Genomic DNA, 15458 nt, shown 5'->3' on the forward strand with positions numbered 1-15458 from the left:
CCAACCAGTCTATAGTCCGCCACCGGACTGACCTTCACAGGGTTTGATAAGTGTTTGCGGAGTTTGATGTGTCGGCACGACTGACGCTTGCCCGTTTCTTTGTGGCCGTAGCCGTCCTCACGGTCGGAATTTTTGGGGCTCCGTATCTGCCGGGCGGTATTTCGCCGGCGGCGGCGCAGACCATGCAGGTCGATGAGATCGAGGTTGTCGGCACCCAGCGTGTGGACCCGGAAACGGTCCGCTCCTACATGACCGTCAAGGTCGGTGAAACTGTCGATGCTTCCGCATTGGACCGTTCCCTGAAAGCGCTTTTCGGAACCGGCCTTTTCGCGGATGTCAGTCTCCGGCCGGTTGGTGGACGAATCACTGTGACCGTTGTCGAAAATCCGGTGATCAACCGGATTGCCTTTGAGGGCAACAAGCGAATCAAGGACGAGGAGTTGGAGCGCGAGGTCGAGTTGCAGCCGCGCCGGGTGTTCACCCGCACCCGGGTGCAACAGGACGTTCAGCGTATTCTCGATGTCTATCGTTTGAGTGGCCGTTTCGCTGCCACAGTCGAGCCGAAAGTTATCCAGCTCGAGCAAAATCGCGTCGATCTGGTGTTTGAGATTGATGAGGGACCGCTGACCCGGATCCGCTCGATCTCCTTTATCGGCAACAAGGAATTCAGCGATTCCAACCTGCGCGATATCATTCTGACAAAGGAGTATGCCTTCTGGCGTATCCTGACGACCACGGACACCTATGATCCTGACCGTCTCAGTTTTGATCGGGAACTGCTCCGTCGGCATTACCTGAGCAAAGGCTACGCGGATTTTAAAGTCGTCAATGCCGTTGCCGAACTGACGCCGGACCAGAAGGATTTCGTTGTCACCTTCACGATGGAAGAAGGCAATCAATACACATTTGGCGAAATGGACTTCGACATCCGCCTGAAGAATGTCGATGAAGAGGTGCTTCGTCCCCTTGTCGAGCTGGTTCCCGGCGAGATTTACAACGCCGATGAAGTCGATGATGCCGTCGATAAAATCGTCGATTATCTCGGAACTCTCGGTTTCGCCTTTGTCGATATACGCCCGCAACCGCATCAGGATGTCGAGGGCAAGACCGTCGGCATCACCTTCTTCGTTGGTGAAGGCCCGAAGGTCTTCGTCGAGCGTATCGATATCGAAGGCAATGTGCGGACTCTAGATCGGGTTATCCGGAGGGAATTTCAGCTCGCCGAGGGCGATGCCTTCAACACATCGAAGATGCGGCGTTCCAACCGAAGAATTCGTAATCTCGGCTTCTTCAAGTCCGTGGACGTCAAGAACCGTGAAGGCTCGCAGCCGGATCGGACCGTCATTACCGCTACTGTCGAGGAACAGTCGACCGGAGAAATCTCCTTCGGTATTGGCTTCTCGACTGTGGATAGTCTGATCGGCGATATCGGGATACGGGAGCGCAACCTGCTCGGCCGGGGGCAGGACCTCCGCCTTAAATTCTCGGGATCGGTCACCCGCCAGCAATTCGACATAGGCTTCACTGAGCCGTACTTCCTGGATCGGGATGTGGCTGCGGGCTTCGATTTGTTCCGGATTGTCCGGGATGAAACGGACGAGAGCTCCTTCAAGGAAGAGAGCAGCGGTATCCGCCTACGCGCTGGTTATGATCTCGGTGAAGATCTGCGCCACTCGGTGAACTATCTGTTGAAGACAACTGAGATCCGGGATGTCGAAGACGACGCTTCCCGTTTTGTTCGGGACCAGGAAGGTTCCCAAACGGTCTCCCAGATCGGCCATACCCTGTCCCTTGATATGCGGAATAGCAGGTCCGATCCGACGGAAGGGTATTTCGCCAGCCTTTCAAACGATCTTGCTGGGCTCGGCGGCACGGTGACCCATTTCCGAACCACTCTCCGCGGCTCCTATTATCTGCCTTTGGTCGATGATTTTGTCCTCGGCCTGATCGGTGAAGGCGGACATATCGTGGGGCTGAACGACGATGTCGGCATTGCGGAGAGGTTCTTTGTCGGCGGTAACAATTTCCGCGGCTTTGCGCGCAATGGCATCGGCCCGCGTGACAGCATCAGCAATGACGCACTGGGCGGAAACACATACTATGTCGGCACAGCCGAAGTAGGCTTCCCGCTTGGCTTACCCGGCGATCTTGGGATCAAAGGATTTGTTTTCAGCGATGTCGGGTCTCTCTACGGGATCGATGAGAGCGGGTCGGAAATTATCGACAATACAAGCTTACGTGCGTCCGTGGGTACGGGGCTGTCCTGGGCTACGGCGTTTGGTTTGATACGCATTGACGTGGCACAAGCAATTTTGAAGGACGATGCTGATGATACTGAAATCTTTAGGTTCAGTTTCGGAACGCGCTTCTAGAGCACTCGCGGGGTTTGTTCTCGCGGTTTCACTGACGACTGTAGTCGCTGTCTCACCGGCGGGCGCGCTCGAGAAGATCGAGCCTGTCAGTGTCGCAGTGGTCGACGTGCAGCTCATCATGCGCCAGTCCGATGCGGCAAAGAATATCCGCGGGCAGGTCGAGACGCGCCGGAAGACCTATGAGAAGGACTTTCAGCAACGTGAAGCCGCTGTGCGTGAAGCGGAAAAGGCTCTGGCACAGCAACAGGCTATTCTTGCCAATGAAGTCTTCCAGGCGCGTGTCCGGGAGCATCAGCAGAATATTGCCAGCTTGCAGCGTGACGGACAGGGGATGAAACGTCAGTTGGACCAGGCCTATGCGCGCGCCAACGGCAAGGTTCGTCAGACAATGATCGAGATCGTTGCTGAAGTCGCAGGAGAGATCGGTGTCGGACTGGTCCTGTTCAAGAACCAGATTTTCCTCGGCGATCGCAAGATCGACATCACCGATGAGATCATGAAGCGACTGAACACGAAGCTGCCGAAGGTCGAGGTGACCTTCGCTGAAACGCAGAACTAAAAACGATTGATGTCGCGCGATGCCGGACAAGAGATTCTTCAGGAAATCAGGAACATATTCGGCAGCTGAGCTTGCCGAGCGTGTTGGCGGCGAGTTGCTTCACTGCGCCGACCCGGAACTGGTTATCGAGGATATCGCTTCGGTGGAAGAAGCGACCGCCAGCGACATCTGTTTCGTTGAGAACCGGCGTTACGTGGGGGCTCTGACCTCATCTTCGGCGGCTGTTTGTATCCTGCCGCGCAATATTGCCGATCGGGCTCCTGACGGACTCGCCCTGATTATCAGCGACCGCCCGCGCCGGGCCTTCGCTAAAATCGCTTCTCTCTTCTATCCGGAAGAGCGTCCTGTTACAGGCGTTGCTCCAACAGCGGCAATCGATCCGGCCGCGACGATGGGAGAGGGTTGTTCCGTCGGGCCGGGAGCTGTGATTTCAGCCGGCGCCAAGCTCGGGGACGGCGTCACGGTCGAGGCCAATGCCATCGTCGGTGAGAATGTCGAGATCGGAGCTGGGAGCGTGGTCGGAGAAAACGCGTCACTCTCCCATTGTCTGATCGGAGCGCGGGCCGTGATCTATCCAGGCGCCCGGATAGGGACCTGCGGTTTCGGGTTTGAAGTGGATGAAGCCGGCGTCATCAAGATGCCCCAGCTCGGTCGGGCAATCATCGAGGACGATGTCGAAATTGGTGCAAACAGTTGTGTCGATCGCGGCAGCGGACCGGATACGGTCATTGGTCGCGGGACCATGATTGATAATCTGGTCCAGATCGGCCACAACGTTCAGGTTGGCAAAGGCTGTATCATTTGCGGTCAGGTTGGTATTGCCGGCAGCGCGAAAATCGGGAACTACGTGGTTCTCGCTGGGCAGGTCGGCGTGGCCGGTCATATAGAACTCGGCGATGGTGTGCAGGTCGCAGCGCAGTCCGGTGTTTCGGGCACGACTGCGCCGGGCGAGAAGATCGGCGGATCGCCGGCCGTACCGATAAGAGAATTCCGCCGCCAGGTGGCAGTTATCAAGTCCTTGGGGCGACGCAACAAAGATCTGGAGAACTGATGGGCGCCGCAGATATAGAAGTCGGAACGGCTGTCGAAACCGATATCGACGTGAACCGGGTAATGGAACTCATCCCGCACCGGTATCCGTTCCTCATGGTGGACAAGATCGAAGAAATCGAGCTCGGCGTAAAAGCGGTCGGGGTCAAGAATGTCTCGATCAACGAGAATTTCTTTCAGGGTCACTTCCCGAGCCGTCCGGTTTTTCCGGGTGTTCTGATCATTGAGTCAATGGCACAGACTGCAGGCTGCCTGGTGGTCGCCACTCTTGGCAAGGAAGCGGAAGGCAAGCTGGTTTACTTCATGACCATCGACGATGCCCGGTTCCGCAAGCCCGTGGTGCCTGGCGACCAAATCAAGATTCATGTTGAGAAATCCAGGAACCGGGGACCGGTCTGGAAATTCACGGGGGCGGCAAAAGTCGATGATGTGCTGGTCGCCGAAGCGACGTTCTCCGCGATGATCGTGGACAGCTAGAGGATGGCATCGCAGGAGCGCAGCATCCACCCGACCGCGATTGTTGATAAAGCCGCGGAAATAGGCGCCGGAGTCGAGATCGGCCCGTATTGCGTCATTGGCCCGAACGTTGTTCTCGGAGACGGATGCCGTCTGCACTCCCATGTGGTTCTTGATGGCCGGACCCGCATCGGAGCGGAGACAGAGATCTTTCCGTTCTCGTCCATCGGACAGATTCCCCAGGACTTGAAATATGGCGGGGAGCCGTCCGAACTGGTGATCGGTGCGCGGAACGTGATCCGCGAGCACGTCACCATGAATATCGGCACCGAAGGTGGCGGCATGATGACCAAGGTGGGTGACGGCTGCCTGTTCATGGCCGCGTCTCACGTAGCCCATGACTGCATCGTCGGTGACAATGTCATCCTGGCAAACAATGCGACCCTGGCCGGGCATGTGACAGTCGGCGAGTTCGCCATCCTCGGCGGGCTCAGTGCCGCGCGGCAATTTGTACGTATAGGCAAGCACGCCATGATCGGTGGTCTTACCGGTGTCGAGAACGACGTGATCCCGTTCGGAACCGTGATGGGGGACCGGGCGCGGCTGTCCGGTCTTAACCTGATCGGTTTGAAGCGCCGGGGATTTACTCAGGAGCAGATCGCCGAATTGCGCAAGGCCTACCGGCTGCTGTTCGCGGACGAAGGCACGTTCCAGGAACGTGTGGAGTCCGTTGCACGTGAATTCGGCGACCATGAAGCCGTGGCGGATATTATCGATTTCATCCGCGCTACGAGCAGCCGCGGTGCTATCTGCCAGCCGGGCAGGACCTGAGGCCCGTTATGCCGAAGCTCGGAATTCTTGCCGGCGGCGGGGTGCTGCCCCGCCGTATTGCTGAGCGTCGGCTGAGTGACGGTGACGGTGTTTTTGTGATCGCTTTCGAGGGTCAGACGGATCAGGAAACCGTTGAGGGGCTGGATCATGCATGGGTTCGACTCGGCGCCACCAGCGGCACACTGAAGCACCTGAAAGACGCCTCGGTCGAAGAAGTGGTGATGGCCGGGCCGATGCGCAGGCCCGCCTTTTCGGACATGTCCCTGGATCTGCGGTCGGCAAAGATGTTGGCCAAGGCCGGGCGCAAAGCATTCGGCGACGATGGTCTGCTTTCCATCATTATCGAGGAACTTGAAGGCGACGGGTTCCGGGTGGTTGGGATCGACGATGTGCTCGGCGGTTATCTGATGCCGGCTGGGGCGATTACGGAGTGTGCGCCTGACGAGGCCGCAGAGTTCGATATTGCGCGCGGCAAGGCCGTCCTGGAAGCGCTGAGTCCGGCTGATGTCGGGCAGGCCGTCGTGGTTCAGGAAGGTCTGGTGCTTGCCGTGGAAGCGGTCGAGGGAACCGATGCGATGATTGCCCGGACAGCGGATCTGAAGCGCGACAGTGCCGAGGGACCAATCCTGGTGAAGATGCGGAAGCGTGGACAGGAGCGCCGGGCGGATCTGCCGACGATAGGGCCCGATACGGTGCGTGGAGCTGCTGCAGCCGGTTTCCGCGGCATAGCGGTTGAGGCGGGGGCGACAATCCTCGTCGACCGGGAGGATGCGGTGAAAGTCGCGAATGAAGCGGGACTTTTCCTTGCCGGTATCGAGGGTCTTCAGGAGCAGCAATCGTGACAGAGACCGCCGCCGCAGAGCGCACGCCGCTGGTCTATATCATTGCCGGAGAAGCATCCGGAGATGTCCTTGCGGCCGGCCTGATGCAGTCGCTCAAGAAGATGACAGGCGGGAAGGTGCGCTTCGCTGGCGTGGGCGGCGACCGGATGGCGGCCGAAGGCCTGACCAGCCTCTTTCCTATATCGGAATTGGCTGTGCTGGGAGTGTTCGAAGTCCTTCCGCACGCCCCGAAGTTGCTGCGGCGCATCGGTCAGACCGTCGACAATATCCTCGAGCTGCAGCCGGATGTCCTGCTGACGGTTGATTCCAAGGGTTTCAACCTGCGTGTACAGAAGCGTCTCTTCAAGCGTCGTGCGGCCGGTCAGAATGTCCCGTTTCCATTGCTGCATATGGTGGCGCCGACCGTCTGGGCCTGGCGGCCCGGTCGCGCTAAGAAGATCTCGAAATTCCTGGACGAGCTTCTTGTCCTGTTCCCGTTCGAGCCCCCGTATTTCGAAGAGCATGGGCTCAAGACGACGTTCGTCGGACACCCCGCATCGGTTCAACCGGTTGGTGACGGCGCACGCCTGCGCGCACGAACCAGGATACCGCCGAAGGCGCCGGTTCTGGGCGTGTTTCCGGGGAGCCGTCGCGGCGAAGTGCGCCGGTTGCTCCCGGGTTTCGGCGAAACTGTGCGAAGGCTTGCACCGCGTTATAAGGATTTGAAGGTCCTGATACCGACTGTTTCCGGTGTTGCCGACATGATCCGTGACGGGGTTGCGGATTGGCCGGTGCAGCCGGTCATCCTTGAAGATGCCGACGACAAATATGATGCGTTTGCTGCCATGAATGCGGCGCTGGCGGCCTCTGGTACGGTGACGCTCGAGCTGGCTCTTGCAGGCGTGCCGACTGTTGTTGGTTACAAAGTTAATCCACTCTCCGTGCCGATCGGGCGAATGCTTGTGAATATGGAGGCCGTGGTCTTGACGAACTGGATCTTGAAGCGGCAGGTCCAGCCCTTTTTCATGCAGCACAATTGCACACCTGATGCTCTGACAGTGGCGGTCGCCCGGATGTTCGACGATACCCGAGCCCGCGCCGACTGCTCCCGGGCTGCTGATGAATTACGCGCAGTTCTCGGGACCGGCGAGATTGCACCTTCGGACAGGGCGGCTCTGGCTGTCGCCGAAGCGGCGGGCATCGCGGTTCCCGAACTTCCTTAATCAGGCCCGGCTTTCCTTAACCGCGGGAAGAAAAGCGACGCTTTCGCGGCCCTCTGATCATTAGTTCCCTGACTGTAAAATGAAAACGGCGGCGCTTTCGCGCCGCCGCTTCAGATCCGGGTAACCGGAATGTTTTAGCGTTTGTCGAGAGTGACAAACGGACGCTCGGTCGGGCCAGTGTAAAGCTGGCGCGGGCGGCCGATTTTTGCCTGCGGATCCTCGATGCTTTCCTTCCACTGCGCGACCCAGCCCGTGGTCCGGGCGACGGCGAAGAGGACGGTGAACATGGAGGTCGGGAAGCCCATCGCCTTCAGCACGATGCCGGAATAGAAGTCGACATTCGGGAAAAGCTTGCGATCGACGAAATAGGGATCTTCCAGCGCGATCTTCTCGAGTTCCATCGCCAGTTCAAGCAGCGGATCGTCGACGCCGAGGATTTCAAGCACCTCGTGGCAGCTCTCCTGCATGACCTTCGCACGCGGATCGTAGTTCTTGTAGACCCGGTGACCGAAGCCCATCAGGCGGAACGGATCGTCCTTGTCCTTCGCCTTCTTGATGTACTCGTTGATGTTATCCTTGTGACCGATCTCGTTGAGCATCGTCAGCACGGCTTCGTTCGCGCCACCATGTGCCGGGCCCCAGAGCGAGGCGATACCGGCCGCGATGCAGGCGAACGGGTTGGCACCGGAAGAGCCGGCGAGGCGGACGGTCGAGGTGGATGCGTTCTGCTCATGATCGGCATGCAGGATGAACAGGCGGTCCATGGCTTTTGCCAGAACCGGGTCCATTTTGTATTCCTCGGCCGGAACCGAAAACATCATGTGCAGGAAGTTTTCGGAGTAGCTGAGATCGTTCTTCGGATAATTGAACGGCTGGCCAATGGAGTACTTGTAGGCCATGGCGGCCAGGGTCGGCATCTTCGCGATCAGACGGAAGGACGCCACCATGCGGGCGTGCTCGTCATTAATGTCCGTGGAGTCGTGATAGAAAGCGGACAGCGCGCCGACGACACCGCACAGAATAGCCATAGGGTGGGCGTCACGGCGGAAGCCGCGATAGAAGTTGCTGAGCTGCTCGTGGACCATGGTGTGATAGGTCACGTCATGATCGAACTTGGCTTTCTGCGCTTTGTTCGGCAAATCGCCGTTCAGCAGCAGGTGCGCAACCTCGAGGAAGTTGCAATTGGCGGCCAGATCCTCGATCCGGTAACCGCGGTGCAGCAGAATGCCCTTATCGCCGTCGATATAGGTCAGGCCGGACTCGCAGGAACCCGTCGAGGTGAAGCCGGGATCATAGGTGAAATGATCCGTCTGGGCGTAGAATTTACGGACATCGACCACGTTCGGGCCGACCGATGCGTGCAGGACTGGAAGGTCGTAGCTCTTGCCGGTCTGATTATCGGTGAGTGTAAAGCTGCCGGTGTTTGATTTAGTCATCCTGAGCTTCCCTTAGTTCTTGTTGGGCGGCTGCCCCGTATTCCCCAGGGGCAAGTTTGGGGCAACGTGCCGCTTAATCGCGGCGGATATTAGTCTCTATTGTGCAGTGCCGCAAACTGCCTTGAGACGGGCCAAGGTTTCTGCGCGTTCCAGAACGGCGGCAACCTCGAAGATACCCGGAGAAACGGTTGATCCCGTCAGCGCTGCACGCAGCGGCTGGGCGAGCTTCCCGAGTTTGACATCGGCTTTTTCAGCGACTGCGCGGACTGCTTGCTCGACGGATTCCTCGCTCCAGTCCGTCATCGCCTCAAGCTGCGCGGTGAGGGCGGCGAGTTGGCTAAGCGCCTCTTCTGTAAGTAGGTTTTGGGCCTTCTCCGTGAAATTCAAAGGCACGGACGCGGCATAAAATGCTGCATTCTCAGTCAGCTCAACCATAGTTTTGGCCCGCTGTTTCAGGCCGTCCATGCCTTTCAGAATCCGGCTGCGACCTACCTCGTCAACGTCACCGAGGCCGGCGATCACAAGATTGGCCAGCCTTTCATCGTCGGCTTCGCGGATATAATGGCCATTCAGATTTTCCAGTTTGGCAAGATCAAAACGGGACGGAGAACGGCCGACCGCATCCAGTGTGAACCATTCGATTGCTTGCGCGGAGGAAATGATCTCGTCATCGCCATGGCCCCAACCGAGGCGGAGCAGATAGTTGTTCAACGCTTCCGGCAGGTATCCCATATCCCTGTAGGCATCGACGCCAAGGGCTCCATGACGTTTTGAAAGCTTGCCGCCATCGGCACCGTGAATCAGCGGGATATGGCCGAATTCAGGCACGTCCCAGTCCATCGCGCGGTAAAGCGCGGCCTGGCGGAACGCGTTGTTCAGGTGATCGTCGCCTCGCAGCACGTGGGTGATTCCCATATCGTGATCGTCGACGACGACTGAAAGCATATAGGTCGGGGTGCCGTCGCCGCGCAGCAGCACGAAATCGTCAAGTTGCTGGTTCTGAACTGTGACTTCGCCCTGGATATGGTCGGCCAGCGTGGTTTCGCCCTCGAGCGGCGCCTTCAGGCGTACGACCGGATCGACGCCCTTGGGGGCTTCAGACGGATCGCGGTCGCGCCACATGCCGTTATACCGCATCGGTTTGCCGGCAGCCTTGGCTTCCTCGCGCATGGTCTGGAGTTCTTCCGGCGTGCAGTAGCAGTAATAGGCACGCCCCTTCGCGACCAATTCCTTGGCCACGTCTGCATGGCGCTCCAGCTGGGCCGACTGATAGACCGGCTCTTCATCGCCGAGCAGCCCCAGCCACGCGAGACCATCAAAAATGGCCTGCACCGCTTCCGGGGTGGAGCGCGCCTTGTCGGTATCCTCGATCCGGACCAGATATTTTCCGCCCATGTGCCGCGCATAGAGCCAGTTATAGAGCGCGGTCCTTGCGCCGCCGATATGCAGGAAACCGGTTGGCGACGGGGCAAAACGCGTGACGACGGACATGGAGCTGTTTCTCGTGATTTGTTGGGCAAACGCTGCATCGCGGGTCATCTCAGCCTGCGAGCGCGGGGCTGTGTAGCACATTGACCGGTGCAGTGCGAGATTGGACCGCGTCTGGGGGCGTGCCGGGCAGTGGATATCGGGGGGCGCGTCGCCGGCTGGCCGGCGTGCTGGCGGAGAACCGTTCCCGTGCCGGGCTTTGGCTGCCTGTTGCATTCGGTGCCGGTATTTTCGGCTATTTCGACCTGTCCTCCGAGCCGCCGCTCTGGGTTGGCCCGGGTCTTCTCGGATTCCTCGTTTCGCTTCTGCTGGCCACCCGGCGCTCCATGATCTCCATCTCCTGCCTGATACCTTTGCTCGCCGTTGCCGCAGGATTCTCGGCGGCGCAAATCAGGACGTGGCAGGTCGCAGCACCGGTGCTTAAGCGGGAAACGGCCGCTTCTCTCACCGGGATGGTGGAGGACGTGCGGGTCACTTCCCGGGGCGAGAGGGTGATCGTACGTGTGGAGCGCCTTGGCCGGGTGGGACCGGAAGACCGACCTGGCCGGGTGAGGCTGCTTTTGCTGAAACGGGACAGGGCGCCGCCGGCCGGCTCACGGATCACGGTCTTTGGGCGTTTCAGCCCGCCGCCTCCGCCGGTCGCTCCGCATGCCTACGATTTTCAAAGGGTGCTCTATTTCGGGGGAATCGGCGCCGTCGGCTTTGCCCTTGGGCTGGTGACCGTGGAGGAGGCGGGGGAAGTGCCCTTGTCCGGTCGACTTTCGGCTCTGCGCAGTGAGCTCTCGAAGCGAATCAGATCCCGGCTTCCGGGAGACACCGGTGCGCTTGCGGCCGCGCTTCTTGTCGGGGATCGGGATCATATTTCCGAGAGTGCGACAGCGGCCATGCGCGATGCGGGGATCGCCCATTTGCTTGCCATATCCGGATTGCATATGGGGTTGGTCGCGGGCTGTGTGTTTTTCTTCATCCGTTTGCTGCTGAGCCTCCATCCGGAGATAGCACTGCGCTGGCCGACAAGAAGATTGGCTGCATCGGGGGCAATCCTGTTCGCGACGGCTTACCTGCTGGTATCTGGCGCGTCTGTGCCGACGCAGCGCGCCTATGTCATGACGCTGGTCGTGTTGATCGGGGTTGTGATCGGCCGGCGGGCGATTTCCATGCGCCTGATTGCCTCCGCTGCGGCAATCATCATGGCGGCGCGTCCCGAATATGTTCTGGGCGCCAGCTTTCAGCTGTCCTTCGCCGCGGTAATTTGTCTCGTTGCCGTCTATGAGACCGGACTGTGGAGCCGGTATCCGGCGCGTGGCCGGCTATTCGGCGGTTTTGCCCGGCATGTCGGGCTGCTTGCTCTCAGTTCCCTTGTCGCGTCGAGCGCCACTATGCCGCTGGCGCTCTATCATTTCCAGAAAGCCGCTCTCTACGGTGTTGCGACCAACATGCTGGCTGTTCCGGCAGCCAGCCTCTGGATTATGCCATTCGGCGCTGCGGCGCTGTTTCTTATGCCATTCGGGCTTGAGGGACTGGCGTTGGTGCCGATGGGCTTGGGCATCGATGCGGTACTCCATCTTGCTGGCGTCGTGCAGGACTGGCCGTATGCAACGCATGCTGTTGCGGCCGCTCCGGGCTGGGTTATCGGTCTTGCGGCTTGCTCCGGGCTTTGGCTGTGCCTGCTGCGTGGCCGCGTGCGGTTCGGTGCCGTTCCGCTTCTTGTCTTGTGCATTGGCGTTCTCGTTGCGTCTCCCTGGGTTCCGCCGACTCTGATCGTCGCGGACCGGGCGAAGAAGATTGGTGTATTTTCTGAAATGCGGATGATCTCAACGTCGCGGCACGCGGGTTTTGCTATCGGCGTCTGGCGTCGTCGCGCGGGGGTGCTGGAAGCGCGAGGGGAAGCGTCGCCGTCCAAGTTCCATTGCGACAGTCTGGGCTGCGCGGTGGACGCGCCTCGGATTGGTTCGGTTGCCTGGTCGACAGATGCGCAATCCCTGGCGGAAGACTGCCAACGGGCGGATATTCTTGTGACCCGGGTCAGGATACCGGACGATTGTCCGATGCCGCGCCTGATCCTTGGGCCAAAGCAAATCAGGGCCGGAGGCTCCATTGCGATCTGGCTGGATCAACCCGTACCAAAAGTGGTATATTCAAGAGAAATACAGGGAAACAGGCCTTGGTCTGGTGCGGTAACGCGTGGCCGCAATTAAACAAATTGAAATTTCACGCGAAAAAAGAGATAACTTTATATAAATTGATTGAGCCTGTCTCTAGGACTGCGATTTACAGAAGGGTGAAGCGCTGGTGTCGGACACTTTGAAAAAACGAGCCCTGAACATTCTGGCTGACTCGGTATCCGATGTTGTTGGCACCAAGAACCTTGCCTATATCGCAATCAAGAAAGCTTCCGACGAAGAAGGCAACGATGCCCGTCAGGAATGGGCAACGTCAGTATTCGATCAGATTCCGCTGACCAATCGGCGCGAGATCAAGAGCGTAGCGATCAACAAGGCACAGGAAGAACGTCGTCACGTTCTTTCCGTCCGGGCACGCAACAAGCCGAAGGCAGAAGTGAAAATTGCCGATCTCGGTGTGATCTGGGGCGCGAACGCCGGCTAGTCGCCGGACTTAATATTTCCGCATCAAGCCGACAAGACTGCCTTGGATCCGTACCTGGTCCGGGCCGAATATGCGCGTCTCGTAATTCGGGTTGGCAGGCTCCAGAGCGATCGCATGTCCGCGTCGACGCAGACGTTTCAGTGTCACTTCATGCTCATCGACAAGGGCGACAACGATACTGCCGTTATCGGCGGTATCGCCGCGTTTGATGATCACGGTATCGCCGTCGAGAATGCCGGCATCGACCATGGAATCGCCCGACACTTCAAGAGCGTAATGATCTCCCGCCCTGATCATGGAACCCGGAATGCCAACGCGGGCACTATTGTCCCGCAGCGCTTCTATCGGTGTGCCGGCGGCGATCCGTCCCAGCATGGGAAGGTCGATCATTTCCTCGTCCGAATGTGTGGCTTCCTCCGGAGCAGGGCTGACGGCTTCCTCGTCATCGCGCGAGGCCCGAGTAAAATTCCCCGGAATGACATTCGGGGTAAACCCGCGGCTGGCAGGACGGTCCAGTGCGGCCGGATGCGTTACGCTCGGCTGAGCCAGAACCGTCGCGCTTGAATCGGGCGTGCGCAGTATTTCAAGCGCCCGGGCCCGATGCGGCAGGCGGCGGATGAAACCGCGTTCCTCCAGCGCTGTGATCAGCCGATGGATGCCGGACTTTGATTTCAGGTCGAGTGCATCCTTCATTTCATCGAAGGAGGGGGAGACACCGTCCTCTTCCAGCCGTTTCTGGATGAAGAGCAACAGTTGGTGCTGCTTTTTCGTGAGCATCAGGGACTCCCGCACTGGTTCCGTAAAGAACAAAAGATAAACATTTAAATGTTCTACTTTGGTTCTTGTCTGGCGTCAAGCCTCTGATCAAGCGGGGAGATCAGATTGAAACGGTACCGATGCCGAGGGGGAGAACGTCGACTTTGGTGCCGGCTGGAAGCGCTGCGCCGTGCGGCGGGCGGATCAGCAGACAGTTCGCATCGGCCAGCAGGGCCAGCATGGAGCTGTCCTGGCGCTCGAAGATCTCGACCACAGCCTCGCCGTTTTCGTCCAGATGATACGTCGCGCGCAGATAGTCCTGACGCCGGTCGTTTTCCTTGAGCGGCATGGCAAGACGTGCCTTCAGGGTGCGGTTGTCCTGTTCGATCCTGCCAAGCATGGCGGAGATAGCTGGTCGCAGGAATACCGTGCCGCAGACGATTGTGGAAACCGGGTTGCCCGGCAGGCCCAGCATCGGTGTATCGCCGATATGGCCGAAGATCAGCGGTTTGCCGGGCCGCATGGCGATCTTCCAGAAATCAAGCTCGAGCCGGCCGGGTCCGAAACTGTCGCTGCCCAGTGCATGTCGGACGAGATCGTGCTCGCCGACGGAGGCGCCGCCGGTCGTGATCAGGATGTGGGCGCCTTTGGCGCCCCGCACCATGGCTTGAATGCCTCCCACCGTGTCGGGAGCAATGCCGAGGATAGTTGGCTCGCCGCCACAGGCCCGCACCAGCGCCGCCAGAGCATAACTGTTCGAGCTGACAATCTTGTTCGGCCCTGTTGGATCGCCCGGCCTGATGATCTCGTCGCCGGTTGGCAGGATGGCAACGCGCGGTTTCCGGCGCACTTCGATCCAGGGCACGTTCATTGCGGCGGCCATGCCGATATCACGGGCGGTCAGAACCCGTCCGGCCTTGATCCGGACATCGCCCTCGCGGAAGTCGAGCCCTGCCGGGCGCACATAGGCGCCGGTTTTCGTCGCTTCGGTGATCTCGAGAGTGGCGCCGTCTTCTTCCGCGCTGGCCTTCACGTCTTCCTGGATGACGATGGTATCGGCACCGTCAGGTATCGCGCCGCCGGTGAAGATGCGGACCGCCTCGCCACGGCCGACAGTGCCGTCGAAGATATGACCGGCGGGGGCCGTCCCGATCCGTTTCAATCTGGCGCCCGATTCGGCCACATCCGCGCCACGCACGGCATAGCCGTCCATGGCGGAGACCGCTTCCGGCGGCTGGGTGCGGCGCGCGGCGATATCTGCAGCAGCGGTACGCCCGTGTGCGTCCGTCAGGGGGACTTCCTCGGCCGGCATGAGCGGCATCGCGGAGAGGATGCGGCTCAGCGCCTCCTCGACCGGCAACAGGTCACTTGCCATGCCAGTCTCCGGATTTGCCGCCGGCCTTGTGAATGAGGCGGATGTCTTCGAGCTTCATGCCCCGGTCCACAGCCTTGCACATGTCATAGACGGTGAGGGCGGCAACGCTGACGGCGGTGAGCGCTTCCATCTCGACACCGGTGCGGCCCTTCAGCTTGCAGGTCGCGCTGATATCGACCGCATTGCGGTCCGTATCGCAGGACAACTCGACCTTGACCGAAGTGAGGGCGAGCGGATGGCAGAGCGGGATGAGGTCCGGGGTCTTCTTGGCGCCCATGATCCCGGCAAGGCGGGCGACGGAGAGCACATCGCCCTTTTTCACGCCGCCATCGACGATCAGTTTCATCGTCGCCGGATCCATCGTCACCGTACCGGCCGCCGTTGCGGTCCGTTCGGTGATTTCCTTGTCGCCGACATCGACCATGGCGGCGTTGCCGCGCTCGTCGAAATGGGTCAGTTCGCTCATACTCTGTTCCGTTTGCCT

At 59.6% G+C, this 15458-nt stretch carries 14 protein-coding genes; 9 read left to right on the top strand and 5 right to left on the bottom strand.

Going from position 1 to position 15458, the window contains the following annotated elements; translation table 11 throughout:
• Positions 1–68 precede the first annotated feature (68 nt).
• The 7 genes from bamA to lpxB are packed head-to-tail and all read left to right on the top strand — an operon-like array spanning position 69 to position 7312.
• Positions 69–2372, top strand: coding sequence for an outer membrane protein assembly factor BamA (gene bamA / locus IG629_RS02600; RefSeq protein WP_319024994.1), 2304 nt, complete (start codon positions 69–71; stop codon positions 2370–2372).
• Positions 2329–2931, top strand: a complete 603-nt coding sequence (locus IG629_RS02605) for an OmpH family outer membrane protein (protein WP_193170423.1) — start codon at positions 2329–2331, stop codon at positions 2929–2931. The genes bamA and IG629_RS02605 overlap by 44 nt, the downstream gene beginning before the upstream one ends.
• A gap of 19 nt (positions 2932–2950) precedes the next feature.
• A complete protein-coding gene (lpxD, locus tag IG629_RS02610; RefSeq protein WP_193170424.1) occupies positions 2951–3982 on the top strand; it encodes a UDP-3-O-(3-hydroxymyristoyl)glucosamine N-acyltransferase in 1032 nt (343 codons plus the stop codon).
• The gene (gene fabZ, locus IG629_RS02615; protein ID WP_193170425.1) at positions 3982–4458 is read left to right on the top strand and encodes a 3-hydroxyacyl-ACP dehydratase FabZ; all 477 of its coding nucleotides are present in this window, start codon (positions 3982–3984) and stop codon (positions 4456–4458) included. Before lpxD ends, fabZ begins: the two co-directional genes overlap by 1 nt.
• 3 nt (positions 4459–4461) lie before the next feature.
• The gene (gene lpxA / locus IG629_RS02620) at positions 4462–5268 is read left to right on the top strand and encodes an acyl-ACP--UDP-N-acetylglucosamine O-acyltransferase (RefSeq protein WP_193170426.1); all 807 of its coding nucleotides are present in this window, start codon (positions 4462–4464) and stop codon (positions 5266–5268) included.
• 8 nt (positions 5269–5276) lie between these two features.
• Positions 5277–6110: an LpxI family protein gene (locus tag IG629_RS02625; protein WP_193170427.1), complete on the top strand. Its 834-nt coding sequence runs from the start codon at positions 5277–5279 to the stop codon at positions 6108–6110.
• Complete coding sequence (gene lpxB, locus IG629_RS02630; protein WP_193170428.1) at positions 6107–7312, top strand: lipid-A-disaccharide synthase; 1206 nt, start codon at positions 6107–6109, stop codon at positions 7310–7312. The genes IG629_RS02625 and lpxB overlap by 4 nt, the downstream gene beginning before the upstream one ends.
• 134 nt (positions 7313–7446) lie before the next feature.
• Here the strand turns inward: lpxB and IG629_RS02635 are convergent, their stop codons facing one another.
• On the bottom strand, positions 7447–8748 hold the full coding sequence (locus IG629_RS02635) for a citrate synthase (RefSeq protein ID WP_193170429.1): 1302 nt from the start codon (positions 8746–8748) through the stop codon (positions 7447–7449).
• Positions 8749–8844: 96 nt separating this feature from the next.
• Positions 8845–10239, bottom strand: coding sequence for a glutamate--tRNA ligase (gltX, locus tag IG629_RS02640; RefSeq protein ID WP_193170430.1), 1395 nt, complete (start codon positions 10237–10239; stop codon positions 8845–8847).
• A 92-nt stretch (positions 10240–10331) separates the two neighbouring features.
• Between gltX and IG629_RS02645 the strand changes: the two genes are divergently transcribed.
• Together IG629_RS02645 and IG629_RS02650 are read left to right on the top strand one after the other, a co-directional pair.
• Positions 10332–12434 (top strand): ComEC/Rec2 family competence protein, encoded by a 2103-nt coding sequence (locus IG629_RS02645; protein WP_193170431.1) that lies wholly within the window; start codon positions 10332–10334, stop codon positions 12432–12434.
• Between the two features lie 94 nt (positions 12435–12528).
• Positions 12529–12843 (top strand): hypothetical protein, encoded by a 315-nt coding sequence (locus tag IG629_RS02650; protein ID WP_028464750.1) that lies wholly within the window; start codon positions 12529–12531, stop codon positions 12841–12843.
• A gap of 9 nt (positions 12844–12852) precedes the next feature.
• Here IG629_RS02650 and lexA read toward each other — a convergent pair whose 3' ends face one another.
• From lexA to moaC, 3 genes are all read right to left on the bottom strand, one after another.
• Positions 12853–13620, bottom strand: coding sequence for a transcriptional repressor LexA (lexA, locus tag IG629_RS02655; protein ID WP_193170432.1), 768 nt, complete (start codon positions 13618–13620; stop codon positions 12853–12855).
• 100 nt (positions 13621–13720) lie between these two features.
• On the bottom strand, positions 13721–14974 hold the full coding sequence (locus tag IG629_RS02660) for a molybdopterin molybdotransferase MoeA (protein WP_319024995.1): 1254 nt from the start codon (positions 14972–14974) through the stop codon (positions 13721–13723).
• Entirely contained in the window at positions 14964–15440 is a 477-nt protein-coding gene (gene moaC, locus IG629_RS02665) for a cyclic pyranopterin monophosphate synthase MoaC (RefSeq protein WP_193170433.1), read from the bottom strand. Before moaC ends, IG629_RS02660 begins: the two co-directional genes overlap by 11 nt.
• Between the last annotated feature and the right edge of the window lie 18 nt (positions 15441–15458).

Origin of the sequence: Nisaea nitritireducens, assembly GCF_014904795.1 — a bacterium.
Classification (GTDB): domain Bacteria; phylum Pseudomonadota; class Alphaproteobacteria; order Thalassobaculales; family Thalassobaculaceae; genus Nisaea; species Nisaea nitritireducens.

What these genes read in the sequence shown, in the direction of transcription:
- lpxD (WP_193170424.1), top strand. Translation starts at nt 2,951, where the DNA reads ATGCCGGACAAGAGATTCTTCAGGAAATCAGGAACATATTCGGCAGCT.
- lexA (WP_193170432.1), bottom strand. Translation starts at nt 13,620, where the DNA reads ATGCTCACGAAAAAGCAGCACCAACTGTTGCTCTTCATCCAGAAACGG.
- IG629_RS02625 (WP_193170427.1), top strand. Translation starts at nt 5,277, where the DNA reads ATGCCGAAGCTCGGAATTCTTGCCGGCGGCGGGGTGCTGCCCCGCCGT.
- lpxA (WP_193170426.1), top strand. Translation starts at nt 4,462, where the DNA reads ATGGCATCGCAGGAGCGCAGCATCCACCCGACCGCGATTGTTGATAAA.
- IG629_RS02605 (WP_193170423.1), top strand. Translation starts at nt 2,329, where the DNA reads ATGATACTGAAATCTTTAGGTTCAGTTTCGGAACGCGCTTCTAGAGCA.
- fabZ (WP_193170425.1), top strand. Translation starts at nt 3,982, where the DNA reads ATGGGCGCCGCAGATATAGAAGTCGGAACGGCTGTCGAAACCGATATC.
- gltX (WP_193170430.1), bottom strand. Translation starts at nt 10,239, where the DNA reads ATGTCCGTCGTCACGCGTTTTGCCCCGTCGCCAACCGGTTTCCTGCAT.
- moaC (WP_193170433.1), bottom strand. Translation starts at nt 15,440, where the DNA reads ATGAGCGAACTGACCCATTTCGACGAGCGCGGCAACGCCGCCATGGTC.
- IG629_RS02660 (WP_319024995.1), bottom strand. Translation starts at nt 14,974, where the DNA reads ATGGCAAGTGACCTGTTGCCGGTCGAGGAGGCGCTGAGCCGCATCCTC.
- IG629_RS02635 (WP_193170429.1), bottom strand. Translation starts at nt 8,748, where the DNA reads ATGACTAAATCAAACACCGGCAGCTTTACACTCACCGATAATCAGACC.